This window comes from Streptosporangium roseum DSM 43021 (assembly GCF_000024865.1).
Taxonomy (GTDB): Bacteria; Actinomycetota; Actinomycetes; order Streptosporangiales; family Streptosporangiaceae; genus Streptosporangium; species Streptosporangium roseum.
The window spans coordinates 9,403,559-9,417,633 of the sequence record NC_013595.1; the positions used below are offsets into that span (position 1 = coordinate 9,403,559).

Annotated in this window: 15 protein-coding genes; 1 reads left to right on the top strand and 14 read right to left on the bottom strand. The window is 70.9% G+C overall.

Annotated elements, in window-relative coordinates:
* Nucleotides 1-18 precede the first annotated feature (18 nt).
* The 11 genes from phoH2 to SROS_RS50435 form a co-directional block, all read right to left on the bottom strand.
* The gene (gene phoH2, locus SROS_RS41170) at nt 19-1,362 is read right to left on the bottom strand and encodes an RNA 5'-3' helicase PhoH2 (protein ID WP_012894895.1); all 1,344 of its coding nucleotides are present in this window, start codon (nt 1,360-1,362) and stop codon (nt 19-21) included.
* Between the two features lie 221 nt (nt 1,363-1,583).
* On the bottom strand, nt 1,584-2,351 hold the full coding sequence (locus SROS_RS41175) for an isoprenyl transferase (protein ID WP_012894896.1): 768 nt from the start codon (nt 2,349-2,351) through the stop codon (nt 1,584-1,586).
* Nucleotides 2,352-2,431: 80 nt separating this feature from the next.
* Nucleotides 2,432-2,881, bottom strand: a complete 450-nt coding sequence (locus SROS_RS41180; RefSeq protein ID WP_012894897.1) for a hypothetical protein — start codon at nt 2,879-2,881, stop codon at nt 2,432-2,434.
* Between the two features lie 112 nt (nt 2,882-2,993).
* Nucleotides 2,994-3,962, bottom strand: coding sequence for a DUF7064 domain-containing protein (locus SROS_RS41185; protein WP_012894898.1), 969 nt, complete (start codon nt 3,960-3,962; stop codon nt 2,994-2,996).
* Between the two features lie 73 nt (nt 3,963-4,035).
* Complete coding sequence (locus tag SROS_RS54120) at nt 4,036-5,184, bottom strand: TIGR04222 domain-containing membrane protein (RefSeq protein WP_012894899.1); 1,149 nt, start codon at nt 5,182-5,184, stop codon at nt 4,036-4,038.
* A 27-nt stretch (nt 5,185-5,211) separates the two neighbouring features.
* Nucleotides 5,212-5,829 carry an SCO6045 C-terminal-like domain-containing protein gene (locus SROS_RS41195; RefSeq protein ID WP_043654000.1) on the bottom strand — a complete coding sequence of 206 codons (618 nt, stop codon included), beginning with the start codon at nt 5,827-5,829 and terminating at the stop codon, nt 5,212-5,214.
* Nucleotides 5,822-6,634 carry an MbnB/TglH/ChrH family RiPP precursor modification enzyme gene (locus SROS_RS41200; RefSeq protein WP_043658045.1) on the bottom strand — a complete coding sequence of 271 codons (813 nt, stop codon included), beginning with the start codon at nt 6,632-6,634 and terminating at the stop codon, nt 5,822-5,824. The genes SROS_RS41195 and SROS_RS41200 overlap by 8 nt, the downstream gene beginning before the upstream one ends.
* Nucleotides 6,635-6,812: 178 nt before the next feature.
* Nucleotides 6,813-7,784 carry a TIGR04222 domain-containing membrane protein gene (locus SROS_RS41205; RefSeq protein ID WP_012894900.1) on the bottom strand — a complete coding sequence of 324 codons (972 nt, stop codon included), beginning with the start codon at nt 7,782-7,784 and terminating at the stop codon, nt 6,813-6,815.
* A gap of 85 nt (nt 7,785-7,869) precedes the next feature.
* On the bottom strand, nt 7,870-9,714 hold the full coding sequence (locus tag SROS_RS41210; RefSeq protein ID WP_012894901.1) for a phosphoenolpyruvate carboxykinase (GTP): 1,845 nt from the start codon (nt 9,712-9,714) through the stop codon (nt 7,870-7,872).
* A gap of 290 nt (nt 9,715-10,004) precedes the next feature.
* Nucleotides 10,005-10,532, bottom strand: a complete 528-nt coding sequence (locus SROS_RS41215) for a hypothetical protein (protein WP_012894902.1) — start codon at nt 10,530-10,532, stop codon at nt 10,005-10,007.
* A gap of 92 nt (nt 10,533-10,624) precedes the next feature.
* Nucleotides 10,625-10,864: a hypothetical protein gene (locus SROS_RS50435; protein WP_012894903.1), complete on the bottom strand. Its 240-nt coding sequence runs from the start codon at nt 10,862-10,864 to the stop codon at nt 10,625-10,627.
* On the opposite strand from SROS_RS50435, the gene SROS_RS41220 reads away from it, so the two are divergent.
* The gene (locus SROS_RS41220) at nt 10,865-11,464 is read left to right on the top strand and encodes an acyl-CoA-like ligand-binding transcription factor (RefSeq protein ID WP_012894904.1); all 600 of its coding nucleotides are present in this window, start codon (nt 10,865-10,867) and stop codon (nt 11,462-11,464) included.
* Between the two features lie 27 nt (nt 11,465-11,491).
* On the opposite strand, the gene SROS_RS41225 is transcribed toward SROS_RS41220, so the two are convergent.
* From SROS_RS41225 to SROS_RS41235, 3 genes are all read right to left on the bottom strand, one after another.
* Nucleotides 11,492-12,742 (bottom strand): C40 family peptidase, encoded by a 1,251-nt coding sequence (locus SROS_RS41225; protein WP_245564463.1) that lies wholly within the window; start codon nt 12,740-12,742, stop codon nt 11,492-11,494.
* 243 nt (nt 12,743-12,985) lie between these two features.
* The gene (gene greA / locus SROS_RS41230) at nt 12,986-13,501 is read right to left on the bottom strand and encodes a transcription elongation factor GreA (protein ID WP_037934435.1); all 516 of its coding nucleotides are present in this window, start codon (nt 13,499-13,501) and stop codon (nt 12,986-12,988) included.
* Between the two features lie 90 nt (nt 13,502-13,591).
* A complete protein-coding gene (locus SROS_RS41235; RefSeq protein WP_012894907.1) occupies nt 13,592-14,020 on the bottom strand; it encodes a DUF4307 domain-containing protein in 429 nt (142 codons plus the stop codon).
* Between the last annotated feature and the right edge of the window lie 55 nt (nt 14,021-14,075).

Below are 14,075 nucleotides of genomic sequence, written 5' to 3' on the forward strand. Positions count from 1 at the left end.
GGGTCCGCGGGACGGGGCTCAGATCGTGACGTCCTCCAGCATCTCGGTGACCAGGGCGGCGATCGGCGAGCGCTCCGAACGGGTCAGCGTGACGTGCGCGAACAGCGGGTGCCCCTTGAGCTTCTCCACCACCGCCACCACGCCGTCGTGCCTGCCCACCCGGAGGTTGTCGCGCTGGGCGACGTCATGGGTGAGCACGACCCTGGAGTTGGCGCCGATCCGGCTCAGCACCGTCAGGAGCACCCCGCGCTCCAGCGACTGCGCCTCGTCCACGATCACGAAGGCGTCGTGCAGGGAGCGGCCGCGGATGTGGGTGAGGGGGAGGACCTCCAGCATGCCCCTGTCCATGACCTCCTCGATCACCTCGGGCGTGGTGACCGCGCCCAGGGTGTCGTAGACGGCCTGCGCCCACGGGCCCATCTTCTCGTTCTCGGAGCCGGGCAGGTAGCCCAGGTCCTGGCCGCCCACGGCGTACAGCGGGCGGAAGACGATGACCTTGCGGTGCTGGCGGCGCTCCAGGACGGCCTCCAGGCCGGCGCAGAGGGCGAGGGCGGACTTGCCGGTGCCCGCCCGGCCGCCCATCGAGACGATGCCGACCTCGGGGTCCATCAGGAGGTCGAGCGCGATGCGCTGCTCGGCGGAGCGGCCGTGCAGGCCGAACACCTCCCGGTCGCCGCGGACCAGCCGCACCGACTTGTCGGGCAGCACCCGGCCCAGCGCGGAGCCCCGGCTGGACAGCAGCCGCAGGCCGGTGTGGGTGGGAAGGTCACGGGCTTCCGCCAGGTCGGCGGTGCCGTGCTCGAAGAGCGTCTCGACGTCCTCCGCGGTCACCTGGAGCTCGGCCATGCCGGTCCAGCCGGACTCCACCACCAGCTCGGCGCGGTATTCCTCCGCGGAGAGACCGATGGAGGCCGCCTTGACGCGCATCGGCAGGTCCTTGGAGACCAGCACCACGTCGCGCCCCTCGGCGGCGAGTGTCCTCGCCACGGTGAGGATACGGGTGTCGTTGTCACCGAGCCGGAAGCCGACGGGCAGGATCGACGGGTCGCTGTGGTTGAGCTCGACCCGGATGCTGCCCTCGCCGACCGGCATGGGCTCGTCCAACCGCCCGTGTGTCACCCGCAGGTCGTCGAGGTACCTCAGCGCCTTGCGCGCGAAGTATCCGAGTTCTGGATGATGGCGTTTGCCCTCCAACTCGGTGATGACGACGATCGGGAGGACGACCTCATGCTCGGCGAAGCGGCTCATCGCCGCTGGATCCGCCAGCAGTACCGAGGTGTCCAGGACGTACGTACGCCGATTGGTGACCGGCGACGTGGGTGAGGACGAAGGGTTTGCCACGCGTTCTCCCCCGGGCGCCATGGGGGGCGCCCTGCCATGAGCTGGGATGCGGACCGGACCCGGGCCCACGCTCGCGGCTTGCCGAGGAGGCACCGGTGACCGGCCCTCCTTGGCAGTCGTGACGCAAAGGCGGGCCCTCTCCGGAGTAGGCGAGCTGCGCCCGCCTACTTGTTACGGTACGTCCTGAATACCCACCTTCCAAAGGCACAAGCCTGTCCGAAAGGGGGTGTTCATGCTGTCTTTCAGTTCCCGTACCGTCGATGCCGCGCGGCGTACGAACGGAGAGCCCGCAAGAAGTCGACCCTGCGGAAGTCAGGCCAGTAGGCCTCGCAGAAGTAGAACTCGGAGTGGGCGCTCTGCCAGAGCAGGAAGCCGGAGAGGCGCTGCTCTCCCGAGGTCCGGATGACGAGATCCGGGTCGGGCTGACCGCGCGTGTAGAGATGCTCCGCGATGTGCTCGACATCGAGGACCTCGACCAGGTCCTCGATGCTCGCGCCCTTGCTGGCGTGCTCCTGGAGAAGGGAGCGCACCGCATCAGCGATCTCACGCCTTCCTCCATACCCAACAGCAACGTTCACAATCAAACCGGGACGGTGTGATGTCGCTTCTTTTGCGTTTTTCAGGACATGCGCTGTGTGATCAGGCAGAAGATCAAGCGCCCCCATGGGGTTGATGTGCCAGCCGTCGGCGACGAGCTCCTGGACCACGTCCTCGATGATCTTCACGAGGAGGTCCAGCTCGTCCTTCGAGCGGTTGATGTTCTCGCTCGACAGCAGCCACACGGTGACGACCTCGACACCGGCCTCGCGGCACCAGCCGAGGAGTTCGGAGATCTTGTCCGCGCCCTTGCGATGACCTCGGCTGACATCGTCGATGCCCATCGAACGCGCCCAGCGCCGGTTCCCGTCGACGATGACGCCGACGTGCCGGGGGGCCATCTCCTTCTGGCGGGACAGCTTCGCCTCCAGCCGCCGTTCGTACAGCCGGTAGACGAGATCGCGCACGCCCATTGGAGTCCCTCCCCTCAACGCCCGACGTCGAAGGGCGCTGACAGGCAATTATCACCGCCCAGACGACCTCTCCGCCCCGTCTATCGGGTTCTGGTTGAGTTGCCGGACTTCTGCGGCGCCAGACACTCCTCCGCCTCCGTGACGAGCGCCGCCACGAAGGCACCCAACTCGGCCGAGGTGAGCACCGCCCGCATGCCCACGCCGCCGCCCCAGGCCTCCACGAACGCCCTCCTGGTCAGCCGCCACTCGCCGGAACTCCCGCGCTGGGCGGGGATCCAGATCGGGATGGTCCGCAACTGGCATCGGAGTTCGCCCCCGCTGACGACCCCGTTCCTGGCCCGGTAACGAAAGGCGAACAGTTCTTCCTCGTCGGGAAAGCGGTCGTCGGGGTCGGGCCACTGCGCTCCGGAGGCGGCACGGGCCTCGGCGACGCCCTTGGCCAGCCGGACGAGGAGCCAGCCGCACCGCTCCCCCACCGTGCCGTAGAGCGCGCCGTCGCGGTGGAGTTCCAGCGTGACCTCGTACGGCAAGCCGACACTGTCCCGGCACGCCACCGGCGTAACGGTCAGATACGACCCATCAAGACAACGCAGTCCCCCCACCTCAGAGAGGTTATCCCTGGCACAGCCTGCCAAAACGTTCTTAACGCCAGCCGTGCTCGCGCCACCCCGGCGGCTGGTGCCACTCCGTCCAGCCGTAACCCCGCCGGCCGTCCTCCGCCTCGAACCGGCACAGGGCGCGCGGGAAGCGGGCGACCGCGCCGTCCGGCGAGGTCATCGCCACCGGGGCGAAGGCGACGGGGACGGCGGTCATCGGCGAACCCGGCACGGCCAGTCGCGAAAGCGCGGGGAAGCCGTCCTCGCCGAACTCGGTCGCCGCGGTGAAGCCCTCCCGATGGTCGAGCAGGCCGTCCGGCGAGACCGTGAAGCAGGGCCAGGGCATCTCGAAGCCGACGTTGGCCCGCATGCCGTGGAAGAACGTGCCGTCGTCGAGCCGCCCGGAGCTCCACAGCCAGGAGACCTTCCACCAGTCGCGCTCACCCCAGCTGTGGTCGCGCTCGCCGTACCCGAAGAAGGGGATCTCCTCTCCGCCCACCCGGATCACGCCGCCGACCCTGCAGGGGATCTCGTAGCGCGGGATGAACCCGTAGGGATAGACCCCGCCGACGGTCTCCCACTCCAGGTCGAACTCCAGCGAGGTCGTGGCGCCCCCGCCCGGATCCCCGCCCGGATCCGCACAGGCCCGCCAGGGGTCCTCCAGCACGGCGGCGGCCCCGGCCTCCAGGGTCAGCCTGAAGGAGCGCATGGGGGCCGTCACCTCCTGGGTGGCCCGGTAGTCCCGGCCGCGCACCGCGAGGCCGGGCCCGGGGAGCGGGGCGCGGTCGTCGGCGAGCAGCACCAGCGGCCGGTCCCTGCCGACCAGGCACGCCCAGTACCAGGCGCGGTCCCAGTTGGGGTACAGGCCCAGCCGGACGTATCCGGCGACGGAGCCGTCCTCGGCCGTGAAGTCGAGGTAGAAGGACTCGCTCCACAACCGCTCGCCGCCGGCCGGGTGGACCCCCTCGTCCGCCTCTCCCAGCGGCCACGTCCCATGATCGAAGATCTTCACCACGGCCCACTCCCATGCAAGCGCTTGGCCACACGATCGGGCCAACCTAACCGACCGCGCCCCCGCGGGACAGCCCTCAGCGGCCTCCCCCGTCACGGCCGCCGCCGTCGGAGGAGCCGGAGGGGCCACAGGCATCGGAAAGGCCCAGGGTGCCGGAGGGCGGAGGGACATCCGAGGAGCCGGAAGGGCCACAGGCGCCGGAGCGACCCGAAGGGCCCGAGGGACCGGAAGGCGGCGGGACATCCGAGGAGCCGGAAGGGCCACAGGCGCCGGAGCGACCCGAAGGGCCCGAGGGACCGGAAGGCGGCGGGACATCCGAGGAGCCGGAAGGGCCACAGGCGCCGGAGCGACCCGAAGGGCCCGAGGGACCGGAAGGCGGCGGGACATCCGAGGAGCCGGAAGGGCCACAGGCGCCGGAGCGACCCGAAGGGCCGGAAGGCGGCGGGACATCCGGGGACGGAGGGGCGGGAGGGTCGCGCCCGGGCGGCGCGGAAGGCGGCGGCGTGCCGCTCGTCGACAGCAGGGAGGCCAGCCGCCGGTCCTTCATCCGGCCCAGGCCGTACAGGGCGATCCCGGAGAGCTCGATCTCCTCCCTGGAGATGTGATCCCGGGCGCGCGGCGGCAGGGACACCTCCTCCCGGTGGCGCAGGCGGTAGTGGGCCAGCGCGGCCTGTCCCAGGCGCGTGGGCTCGGCCCGCGCGCCGTCGCCGGTGTCGGCCAGTCCCAGCTCCTCCAGACGGCCGATCAGCGCGGCGACCGCGGGGCCGTGGACGAGCGCCGCCTTGACCTCCCAGACCGGCGGGCCGTCACGCCCGGCCCCGAGCAGGGCGAGGATCTCCGCCTCCAGCGGATGCGGGGACCACTCGGCCTCCAACGGATGCGGGGACCACTCGGCCGCCGGCGGATCCGGGGGCCGCCCCGCGACCTCGGCCTCCGGCGGATGCGGGGACCACCCGGCCGCCGGCAGGTCCGGGGACCGCTCCTGCCCGGGATCCGCCACGGTCAGCCGCCCGTCGCGCGAGGCCCTGAGAGCCCCTCTGGTGGCCAGGGAGGCCAGGGCGGTGTTCACGACCCGGAACCGGCCGCCCGCCAGCAGAGCCAGCTCGTAGGGGTCCAGGGCGGGCCCTCGGTAGATCTTCGGGGAGTGCATGGCGAGCCTCAGCGCGACCAGACCGGCCACCACCACCAGAGCGACCGTCATGACGACGATCAGAGTGGTCAGCATGACGACCTCCGCCCCGAGAAGGTGTCCTCACCCAGTTGGACGAACGGTGCCCGCGAGAAGTTTCAGGACCCTCCGGAAGGGCCGGAGCCACCGGGGAGCCCCGGCGGCCGTCTCCGGCTCCGGTGGCAGCCGTCCCACCGTCCTGAGCCGGTCCGCGAAGTCGCGGGCGTCGGCGCGGGAGCCGCCGGGCGGTTTGGGGCGGCCCCGCGCGTAGGCCTCGAACTCCCGTGCGAAGTCACCGCCGAGCAGCGCGACCAGGTCGGGCCGGACCCGGGCCACCGTTCCGCGCCGCTTGGAGATCAGGCTGGCGGCCTGGATCCGCAGCCGTCCCTCGTCGAACCCCGGGGGCGCCTCACCGCCCGCGACCAGCGCGGCCAGCAGTACGGCCTGCGCGCCCGCCAGCGCCTCCCGCGCACCGGCCGGCGCGCCCCCCACGCCGTCCTGGGCATCTCTGCCGCCGACCGCGTCCCCCGCATCGTTCAAGACACCCGGGCCACCGGCCGGCGCATCCGCCGCGCCGTCCCAGGCATCCCCGCCGACCGCGTCCCCCGCGCCGTCGCGGGCATCCCCGCCGACCGCGTTCCCCGCATCGTCCAGGGCATCCCCGCCGCCGGCCGGTGCCTGCCGGGTGTGGCCGTCAGGCATGGGCCATCGCGCCGCGGACGCGGCCGAGCTCCGCTTCGAGCGCGGCGTCGCTGGGATAGTCGTCGTCCCATTCGAGCAGCACGCCGGGCGGGTCGACCCGGGCGCAGAGCTCGGACAGGATGTCCAGCACCTCGCCGGGGACGTGGGCGGTGTGGGTGTCGTGCCAGACGCCCTGATGGGAGTGGCCCCCGGCGACGTGCACGTAGGCGAGCTCGGACAACGGCAGGCCGTCCAGCGCGGCGGTGGCCGACAGGCCCAGGTTGACCTGGTTGGTGTAGAGGTTGGCCACGTCGACCAGGAGCCCGACCCCGGTCAGCTCCACCAGCTCGCCGAGGAACTGCGCCTCGGTCATCTCGTCCTCCGGCCAGCCGAACAGGGCCGCCACGTTCTCCAGGGCCAGCGGGACGGGCAGTGCCGCCTGCGCCCGCCGTACGTTCTCGGCGACCACCGAGAGCGCGGCCCGGGTGCGTGGGACCGGGAGCAGGTGACCGGCCTCCATGCCGCCGGCGCGTACGAAGGCCAGGTGCTCGCTGACCAGCGGCGCGTCCAGGGCCCGGGCACAGGCCGCCAGATGCGCCAGCCGGGCCGGGTCCGGCGGCTCCGCGCCGCCCACGCCCAGCCCGACACCGTGCGGGATCACCGGCATCCCGCGGGCGCGGAGCACCCGCAGCGACTCGGGGAGCCGCTCGGGGCGCACGTTCTCGGCGACGACCTCGACGAAGTCCACGCCGGGCAGGCGCTCCACCGTCAGGTCGATCTCCGGGCGCCAGCCGATGCCGACGCCCAGCGATCCGGATCCGGACATCGTCACGCCACCTCCCCGGCCACCGTGGCGGACCGCTCGGACGCCGTCACGACCACCCCGATCACTGCCACACCCCCGCTGCCGCCACGTCCTTTACTTCCCCCACATCCTCTACGTCTCTTACGTCCTCCATGTCCTTCACCGCCGCAGCGGGTCCTTCACGGCCGCGGCGGACCGCTCAGCCGCCGCCGCCACCGCAGCCGCCACCGCAGCTCGACCCGCCGCCACAGCTCGACCCGCCGCCCGAGTCTCCTCCGCCCCAGCCGCCGGAGCCGAAGTCTCCGCCACCGCCGTAGGAGGCGTCCGAACCGGAGGACCCGCCTCCGCAGGAACCGCCGGCGCAACCGGCGCCCTGCGTGCCGCCCTGCGTACCGCCCTGCTTCAGCTCCTCCTCCAGGCCCGGGTCGCCCAGCTCGCCGAGGCCGTACAGGGCCACCGGGACGGCGACGGCGAAGGCCAGATCCGGGGCCATCGGGCGGGCACCGCGCACGTGGACCTTGCGGGCGGAGGCGAGCACGTCGTGGCCCGCCTTGCTGAGAAGCCCGCGCAGCGCGCGCCTCTGCCTGAAGTAGGTGATCAGGCCGCTGGCCACGGTGAAGAATCCGATCAGCACCGCGGCCGCGCCGTAGAACTCCCGGACGGGGACGGCCAGGAAGGCGCCGATCACGAAGACGACGGCGAGCAGCGAGAGGAGCAGCAGCCGGCTCAGCAGCCGGGCCGCCCCGGTGAGCGCGCCGTCGGGCACCAGCAGGCCCATGCCCAGCAGGCGGTAGCGCAGGCCGCTCATGGCCTGGCCGTCGGCCGTCGTACGGCGCAGCTCGCCCACGGAGCAGGAGTTGCCCCGGGCGCGCAGGGCGTCGAGGACGGCCTGCTCGATCGGCTCGGGGGAGGGCGGGGCTCCGAGCACGAGGCTGACCTGGCCGCCCCGGGACACCCGGACGGCCCCGCCCCTGGCCAGCACGCCGAGGGCGGTGTTGACCACTCGCAGCGGCCCGCCGGACAGGTAGGCGAGCTCGTAGGGGGTCGGCTGCCCCCCGTGATGGCCGGTCACGGCCGAGCGGACCCGGCGGTGCTCGGTGCGCAGCGCCGCGGCCGCGAAGTTGACGACGAGCGCGAGGACGAGGGCTGTGACGAACAGTACGAATTCCATGTCCGCCTCCGGGGGGGAAGGCGGGGCGTGTGCCCCGTTGTCATGTAGACGCACGGGGCCGCGCGGAAGTTGCAGCTGTCAGATCTCAGTTCGGCCGAGTGCCGGAGTCCTGGTTCAGACGGTCGACCAGCGCCTCGTACTCCTCCCAGAGCTCCTTGGGGAAGTGGTCGCCGAAGGTCTCGAAGAAGGCCGGGATCAGTGCCGCCTCGTCCTTCCAGACCTCCCTGTCCACGCTCAGCAGGGTCCGCAGGTCCTCGTCGGAGATGTCGAGGCCGTCGGTGTCGAGCTCGGCGGGGAGCAGGCCGATCGGCGTCCGCACCGCCTCGGCCTCGCCGTTGAGACGGTCGACGACCCACTTGAGCACGCGGCTGTTCTCCCCGAAGCCGGGCCAGATGAACGCGCCCTCGTCGTTCTTGCGGAACCAGTTCACGTAGTAGATGCGCGGCAGCCGGACGTTCTCGCGCTGGCCGATCTTGATCCAGTGGGCGAAGTAGTCGCCCATGTTGTATCCGCAGAACGGCAGCATCGCGAACGGGTCGCGGCGCAGCTCGCCGACCTTGCCCTCGGCGGCGGCGGTCTTCTCCGAGGCGATGTTGGCCCCGGTGAAGACACCGTGCTGCCAGCTCAGCGACTCGGTCACCAGGGGGACCGCGGTGGCGCGGCGCCCGCCGAACAGGATTGCCGAGATCGGCACGCCCCGGGGGTCCTGCCACTCGGGGGCGATCGTCGGGCACTGCGCGGCGGGCACCGCGAAGCGGGCGTTGGGGTGGGCGGCGGGCTCCTGGCTGTCCGGGGTCCAGGAACGGCCCTTCCAGTCGGTCAGGTGCGCCGGGGGCTGGTCGGTGAGCCCCTCCCACCACACGTCGCCGTCGTCGGTGAGCGCGACGTTGGTGAAGATGCTGTTGCCCCAGAGCGTCTTGATCGCGTTGGCGTTGGTGGACTCGCCGGTGCCGGGCGCCACGCCGAAGAAGCCGGCTTCGGGGTTGATGGCGTACAGGCGGCCGTCGGCGCCGAAGCGCATCCAGGCGATGTCGTCGCCGACCGTCTCGACCTTCCACCCCGGGATGGTCGGCTGGAGCATGGCCAGGTTGGTCTTGCCGCAGGCGCTCGGGAACGCCGCCGCGACGTAGCGGGTCTCCCCGGACGGCGGGGTGAGCTTGAGGATGAGCATGTGCTCGGCCAGCCAGCCCTCGTCGCGGGCCATCGTGCTGGCGATGCGCAGCGCGTAGCACTTCTTGCCGAGCAGCGCGTTGCCGCCGTAGCCGGAGCCGTAGGACCAGATCTCCCGCGTCTCGGGGAAGTGGCTGATGTATTTGGTGGAGTTGCACGGCCACGGCACGTCGGCCTGTCCGTGCTGCAGCGGGGCGCCGACCGAGTGGACGGCCTTGACGTAGCCCGGGTTCCCGTCCGCGCGGCCGGCCGTCTTCTCGATGAGCCTGAGCGCGGGGTCGCCCATGCGTGTCATGACCCGCATGGAGACGACCACGTACGGCGAGTCGGTGATCTCGACGCCGAGCTGGGAGATGTCGCCGCCCAGCGGGCCCATGCAGAAGGGCACGACGTACATGGTGCGGCCGCGCATGCTGCCCTTGAAGATCTCGCCGAAGGTCCGGCGCATCTCGGCGGGGGCGATCCAGTTGTTGGTCGGACCGGCGTCCTCTTCGCGCTCGGAGCAGATGTACGTGCGGTCCTCGACGCGGGCGACGTCACTCGGGTCCGAGGCGGCGTAGAAGCTGTTCTGCCGTTTGGCCAGTCGCTTGAATGTTCCCTGCTCGACCAGCAGGTTCGTCAGGCGTGTCCACTCGGCCTCCGAGCCGTCGCACCATTCGATCCGGTCGGGCTGGGTCAGCTCGGCGATCTCCTTGACCCATGCGGCCAGCTCCGGGTGGCTGGTCGGGCTGGGGGCGGTTACGTCTGCGATAACGGACACTGCTGCGGCTCCTTACGCTTCTCAGGGCCAAAACATCATTGACAGAGAAACCGCATTTAATCCAATTGGCGTAGACCAGTGAATGTATGCGGTCGGACGCCGCGGCACCCTCGATGCGCCCGCCCCGTTTGGCATACGAGCTGGCAGGGGCCCCGACGTTCTGAGTGACGTACCCAAAAGAAGAGAAACTAAAGAAAGCCGTTCCGGCAGTGGTATAGGCCAATCGCAGAGGTCTAAACCAATCACTGAACAGGTTCAGACCAATTTCGGACCGTTTTCCCTGCCCAGCCTCAGGAGCTCAGGTCGGGCCCCGAGGCCCGCACCCGGTCGACGTGCTGGAGCGCGTCCCGCAGATCGGTCAGCCAGGTGTCGGTGTTCTTGCCCACCAGGCGCACACACCAGGCCAGCGCGTCACTCCGGCTGCGGGCGACCCCGGCGGCCACGAGAGTGTCGAGGACCCGCCGCTCCGACTGGCGCAGCCGGGTCATGACCGGCACCGACAGTGTGGTGAACATCACCGTCTCGTCACCGACAGCGACCCCCCAGGAGACCTTCCGGCGGAAGCGGTGCTCCGCCTCCAGCGCGATCTCGATGCGGCGCTCCCTGGTCTCCTCGCGGAAACGCTGCACGCCGCCTTCCACCGCGGCGGCCCGCTCCACTTCGGAGACGTCGTCGCCGAGCGCGGGCGCCTGGAGCCTGCCGACGACCGCGATCTCCTCGCGGTCCAGCACGATCTCCGGCGGCCCCTCGAACCACTCCTCGGGCAGCCGGCCGGAGAACCAGCCCCGGAGCTTCTTCACTGCTTCGTCGTTTTCCATGTAATCGAGATTACATCGCTTCAATCGGAGAAGCCAGGACCCCTGTCGACGGTGGCCATTTTTTGATAGTTTCTCTCAAATTATGGTCACTTTCACTTCTTCGGAGCGCCGACGAACCCTGCCGGCTCGGTGGTGCTCGCCGTACCGCAGGAGGACGGGGTGAGCGCCGGGTCCGGCACACCGCAGACGCCACCGGGCGTCCACCCGGGCCACGGGCGGGCATTCACCCAGGCCAGGGGCACGGCGCTCGGAGTGTGCGCGGCGCCGGCGCCGGCGAGCGCGGTTCTCGCGGCGCTGTTCATGCGCGTCGCACGAGACGCGAGAATCGACACATGAGCTCACCTCCGCGCGCTGAGGGCCTGCGCGAACGCAAGAAGGCCAAGACTCGGCGGACGATCCAGGAGCACGCCCTGCGGTTGTTCGCCGAGCAGGGGTACGAGGCCACGACGGTCGAGCAGATCGCGGAGGCGGCGGAGATCTCCCCCAGCACCTTCTTCCGTTACTTCCCCGCGAAGGAGGACGCCGTCCTCCAGGACGACTACGCCCCCGTCCTGACGGCGATGCTGGCCGCGCAGCCGGCGGACCTGGAGCCGGTCCCGGCGCTGCGCGCCGCCGTGCGCGGAGCGTTCGAGCGGTTCCCCCGGGAGGAGGAGCCGCAGATCCTCGCCCGCACCCGGCTGCAGCTCAGCCATGCCGCCCTGCGCGCCAAGACCGTGGACAACATGATCGGCACGATCGACATGCTCGCCGAGGGCGTCGCCCGGCGCCGGGGGCTCGACGCCCCCGACGCGCTGAGCCTCACGACCGCCGGAGCCGTGGTGGGCGCGCTGCTCCCGGCCCTGTTCGGCTGGGCCCGGTCCGACGGCGCCAGACGGCTGGCCGACGTCACCGACGAGGCCCTGGCCCTCCTGGAGTCGGGCCTGCGCCCCTGAGCGGCGGGCCCCTCCGGTCGCGGCGCGTCAGCGGACCCGGGCCGCGACCCCCGGGCTGATCCGCACGGCGCCGGCGAAGTTGCGGGTGCTGACCGGGACGATCTTGACCACGTCTCCGGTCCTGGGGGCGTGCAGCATCTTGCCGTTGCCCCAGTAGATCGCCACGTGCGAGACGTAGCCGGGGTTGGTCGGGTCGTGCCGCCAGAACAGCAGGTCCCCCGGCTGGGCCTGGGAGAGCGGGATCTGCGGGCCCGAGACGAACTGCTGGTGCGTCACCCGGGGCACCTTGATGCCCGCCTGGGCGTAGGCCCACTGGACCAGGCCCGAGCAGTCGAAGGTGTCCGGCCCCTCCGCGCCCCACACGTAGGGACGGCCGAGCTTGCCGATCGCCGCGGTGAGGGCGGTCTTGACCTGGGGCGCGGTCATGAAGGCGCCCGCCGACCAGGTCGTCCGCCGGGGAACCGCCAGCACCGGGTTGATCGTGGCGACCTGGCTGCCCCGGGGGAGGATCCGCAACAGGGTGCGGCGCAGCTTGGCCGAGTCGGCCTTCGGGGCGCTGACCACCAGCGCGTTGTTCTCCGGGATGCCCAGCGCACGCGCGGTCTGCCGGGAGACCACCGCGTCGATGCCCCCCATCCCCATCGTCGCGTAGGCGCCCACGCGCAGGGACTGCCCGGCCGTGGTGACCGACCTGCCCAGCGACAGGCCGCCGTCGCTGCCGAGGACGAAGGAGACGGCGACCTCACCGGCGGAGACGTTGCGCCAGAGCCTGTCGGACCGCGCGGTCGGCTTGGGGGTGTAGGCGCGGAACGTCGAGGGGTTGACCCCCAGGGTCTGCACCCGCTTGCCGTCCATGCCGACCTCCGCCGCGTCGGCGCGCTCCACCGCCCGCACCCCGGCGACCTGCGAGATCTTCGCCACCACGGCCGGGCGCAGCGGCTTGCCGGCGACGACGAAGAGGTTCGGCCGGTGGATGGAGGTCAGCGGGGCCACGGGGGGCGGAGGTGCCTGCGTGGGCTGGACCGCGGGCACCTGCTCCTGGACGGCCTGCCTGGTGACGGGCTTGCGCAGGGCGACCGTCTCCCGGGTCTGCTCCGGCAGCTGGGTGACGACCACCACTCCCGTGGTCAGCGCGGCGACGAGGACGAGCACGATGACGGGGACGGCCTGCCTGGGCAGGCGGGCACGGCGGCGACCGTAGCCGATGCGCGGACGGTAGGCGAGGTCCTGCCGGGCCTCGTGGATCAGGCCGGAGACGCGTGTCCGCCGATCCAACACGATGTGTCCCCTTCCCCCGTTGGGATCCCGCCCTAAGAGAGTGCCGTACAGCGCGCCACGATGCACGCGAACCCGCCAAAACGCTCTGTTATCTACGACACGGTCGCAAGCCGGACGACATACCCCAGACGCGCATCACCGGGCATGCCTGCCGGCACATGGCTCCGCATGTCCCCAGGAACGCGGCGATCCGCCGGGACGGCATCCCGGCGGATCAACTGGTGTCGACTGGTTCGGACGAGGTCAGTTGCCGATGTAGGGCACGGCCTCAAGGATCTCGACCGTGTTGGAGCGGCCGTTCGGCATCGTGTAGGTGGCCTTCTCCCCGATCTTCTTGCCGTTGATCGCTGAGCCCAGCGGCGACTTGGGCGAGTAGACGTCGATCGGGGCGCCGCTCTCCTCACGGGAGGCCAGCAGGAAGGCGACCTCTTCGTCGTCGCCCTCGAAGCGGACGGTGACGGTCATGCCGGGACCGACCACGCCCTCGGTGCGCGGCGCCTCCCCCACCCTGGCACTGTCGATGATCTGGCGGAGATGGAAGATACGCGCCTCCATCTTGCCCTGCTCGTCCTTGGCGGCGTGGTAGCCGCCGTTCTCCTTCAGGTCGCCCTCTTCGCGGGCGGCTTCGATCTTCTTCGCGATATCGACGCGCCCGGGCCCCGAGAGGTATTCGAACTCCGCCTTCAGGCGGTCGTACGCCTCCTGAGTGAGCCAGGTGACGCTCTCGTTGTGGGAGTCGGCCACGGGTTCTCCTTGCATCCTCTATGGGGGCTTCGTACTTGGGTAGCTGTCGTTCGAATTTCGAAAGGCTAACAAGTTAACCGCCCGAACGCTTCCCCAAATATCTCACTATACGAGATAGCAGTAGTGGACGGCGCCGGAAGTGGCCTGGGCACTGGTCTCTAGCCGCTCAGTAAGCCGGACATATCCCTCACCAGCCGGAATACTGACCTCACGGCTCCCGACTTCAACGTGAGCCACATCCATCGCCCGCAGCCGGCAGAGGGCCTCGCGATCGGATGGCTTGACCACTTCGAAGGTGATCTGAATAGAATCGCCGCGGCTGGCGTCAAAAGCGATGACCTGGTCGATGACCTCGGTGTTGCCCTTGGACGCCCACATCACGTAACCCCAGCCGCCCGCGCACACCGCGCACAGGATCGCGATCACGACGTGCACGACGAAGCGTCCCCTGCGCTCCGGACGGTCCGGGAAGTCGCCCGGGGTGCCGAGGATCGGACCGGTCTGCCGGCCCTCCTCGGCCTCGCTGGTGGCCATGACGGAATCTCCCTGCACTACCTCGGCGTTATCCGAGACAATTGTCCCTCGCGGG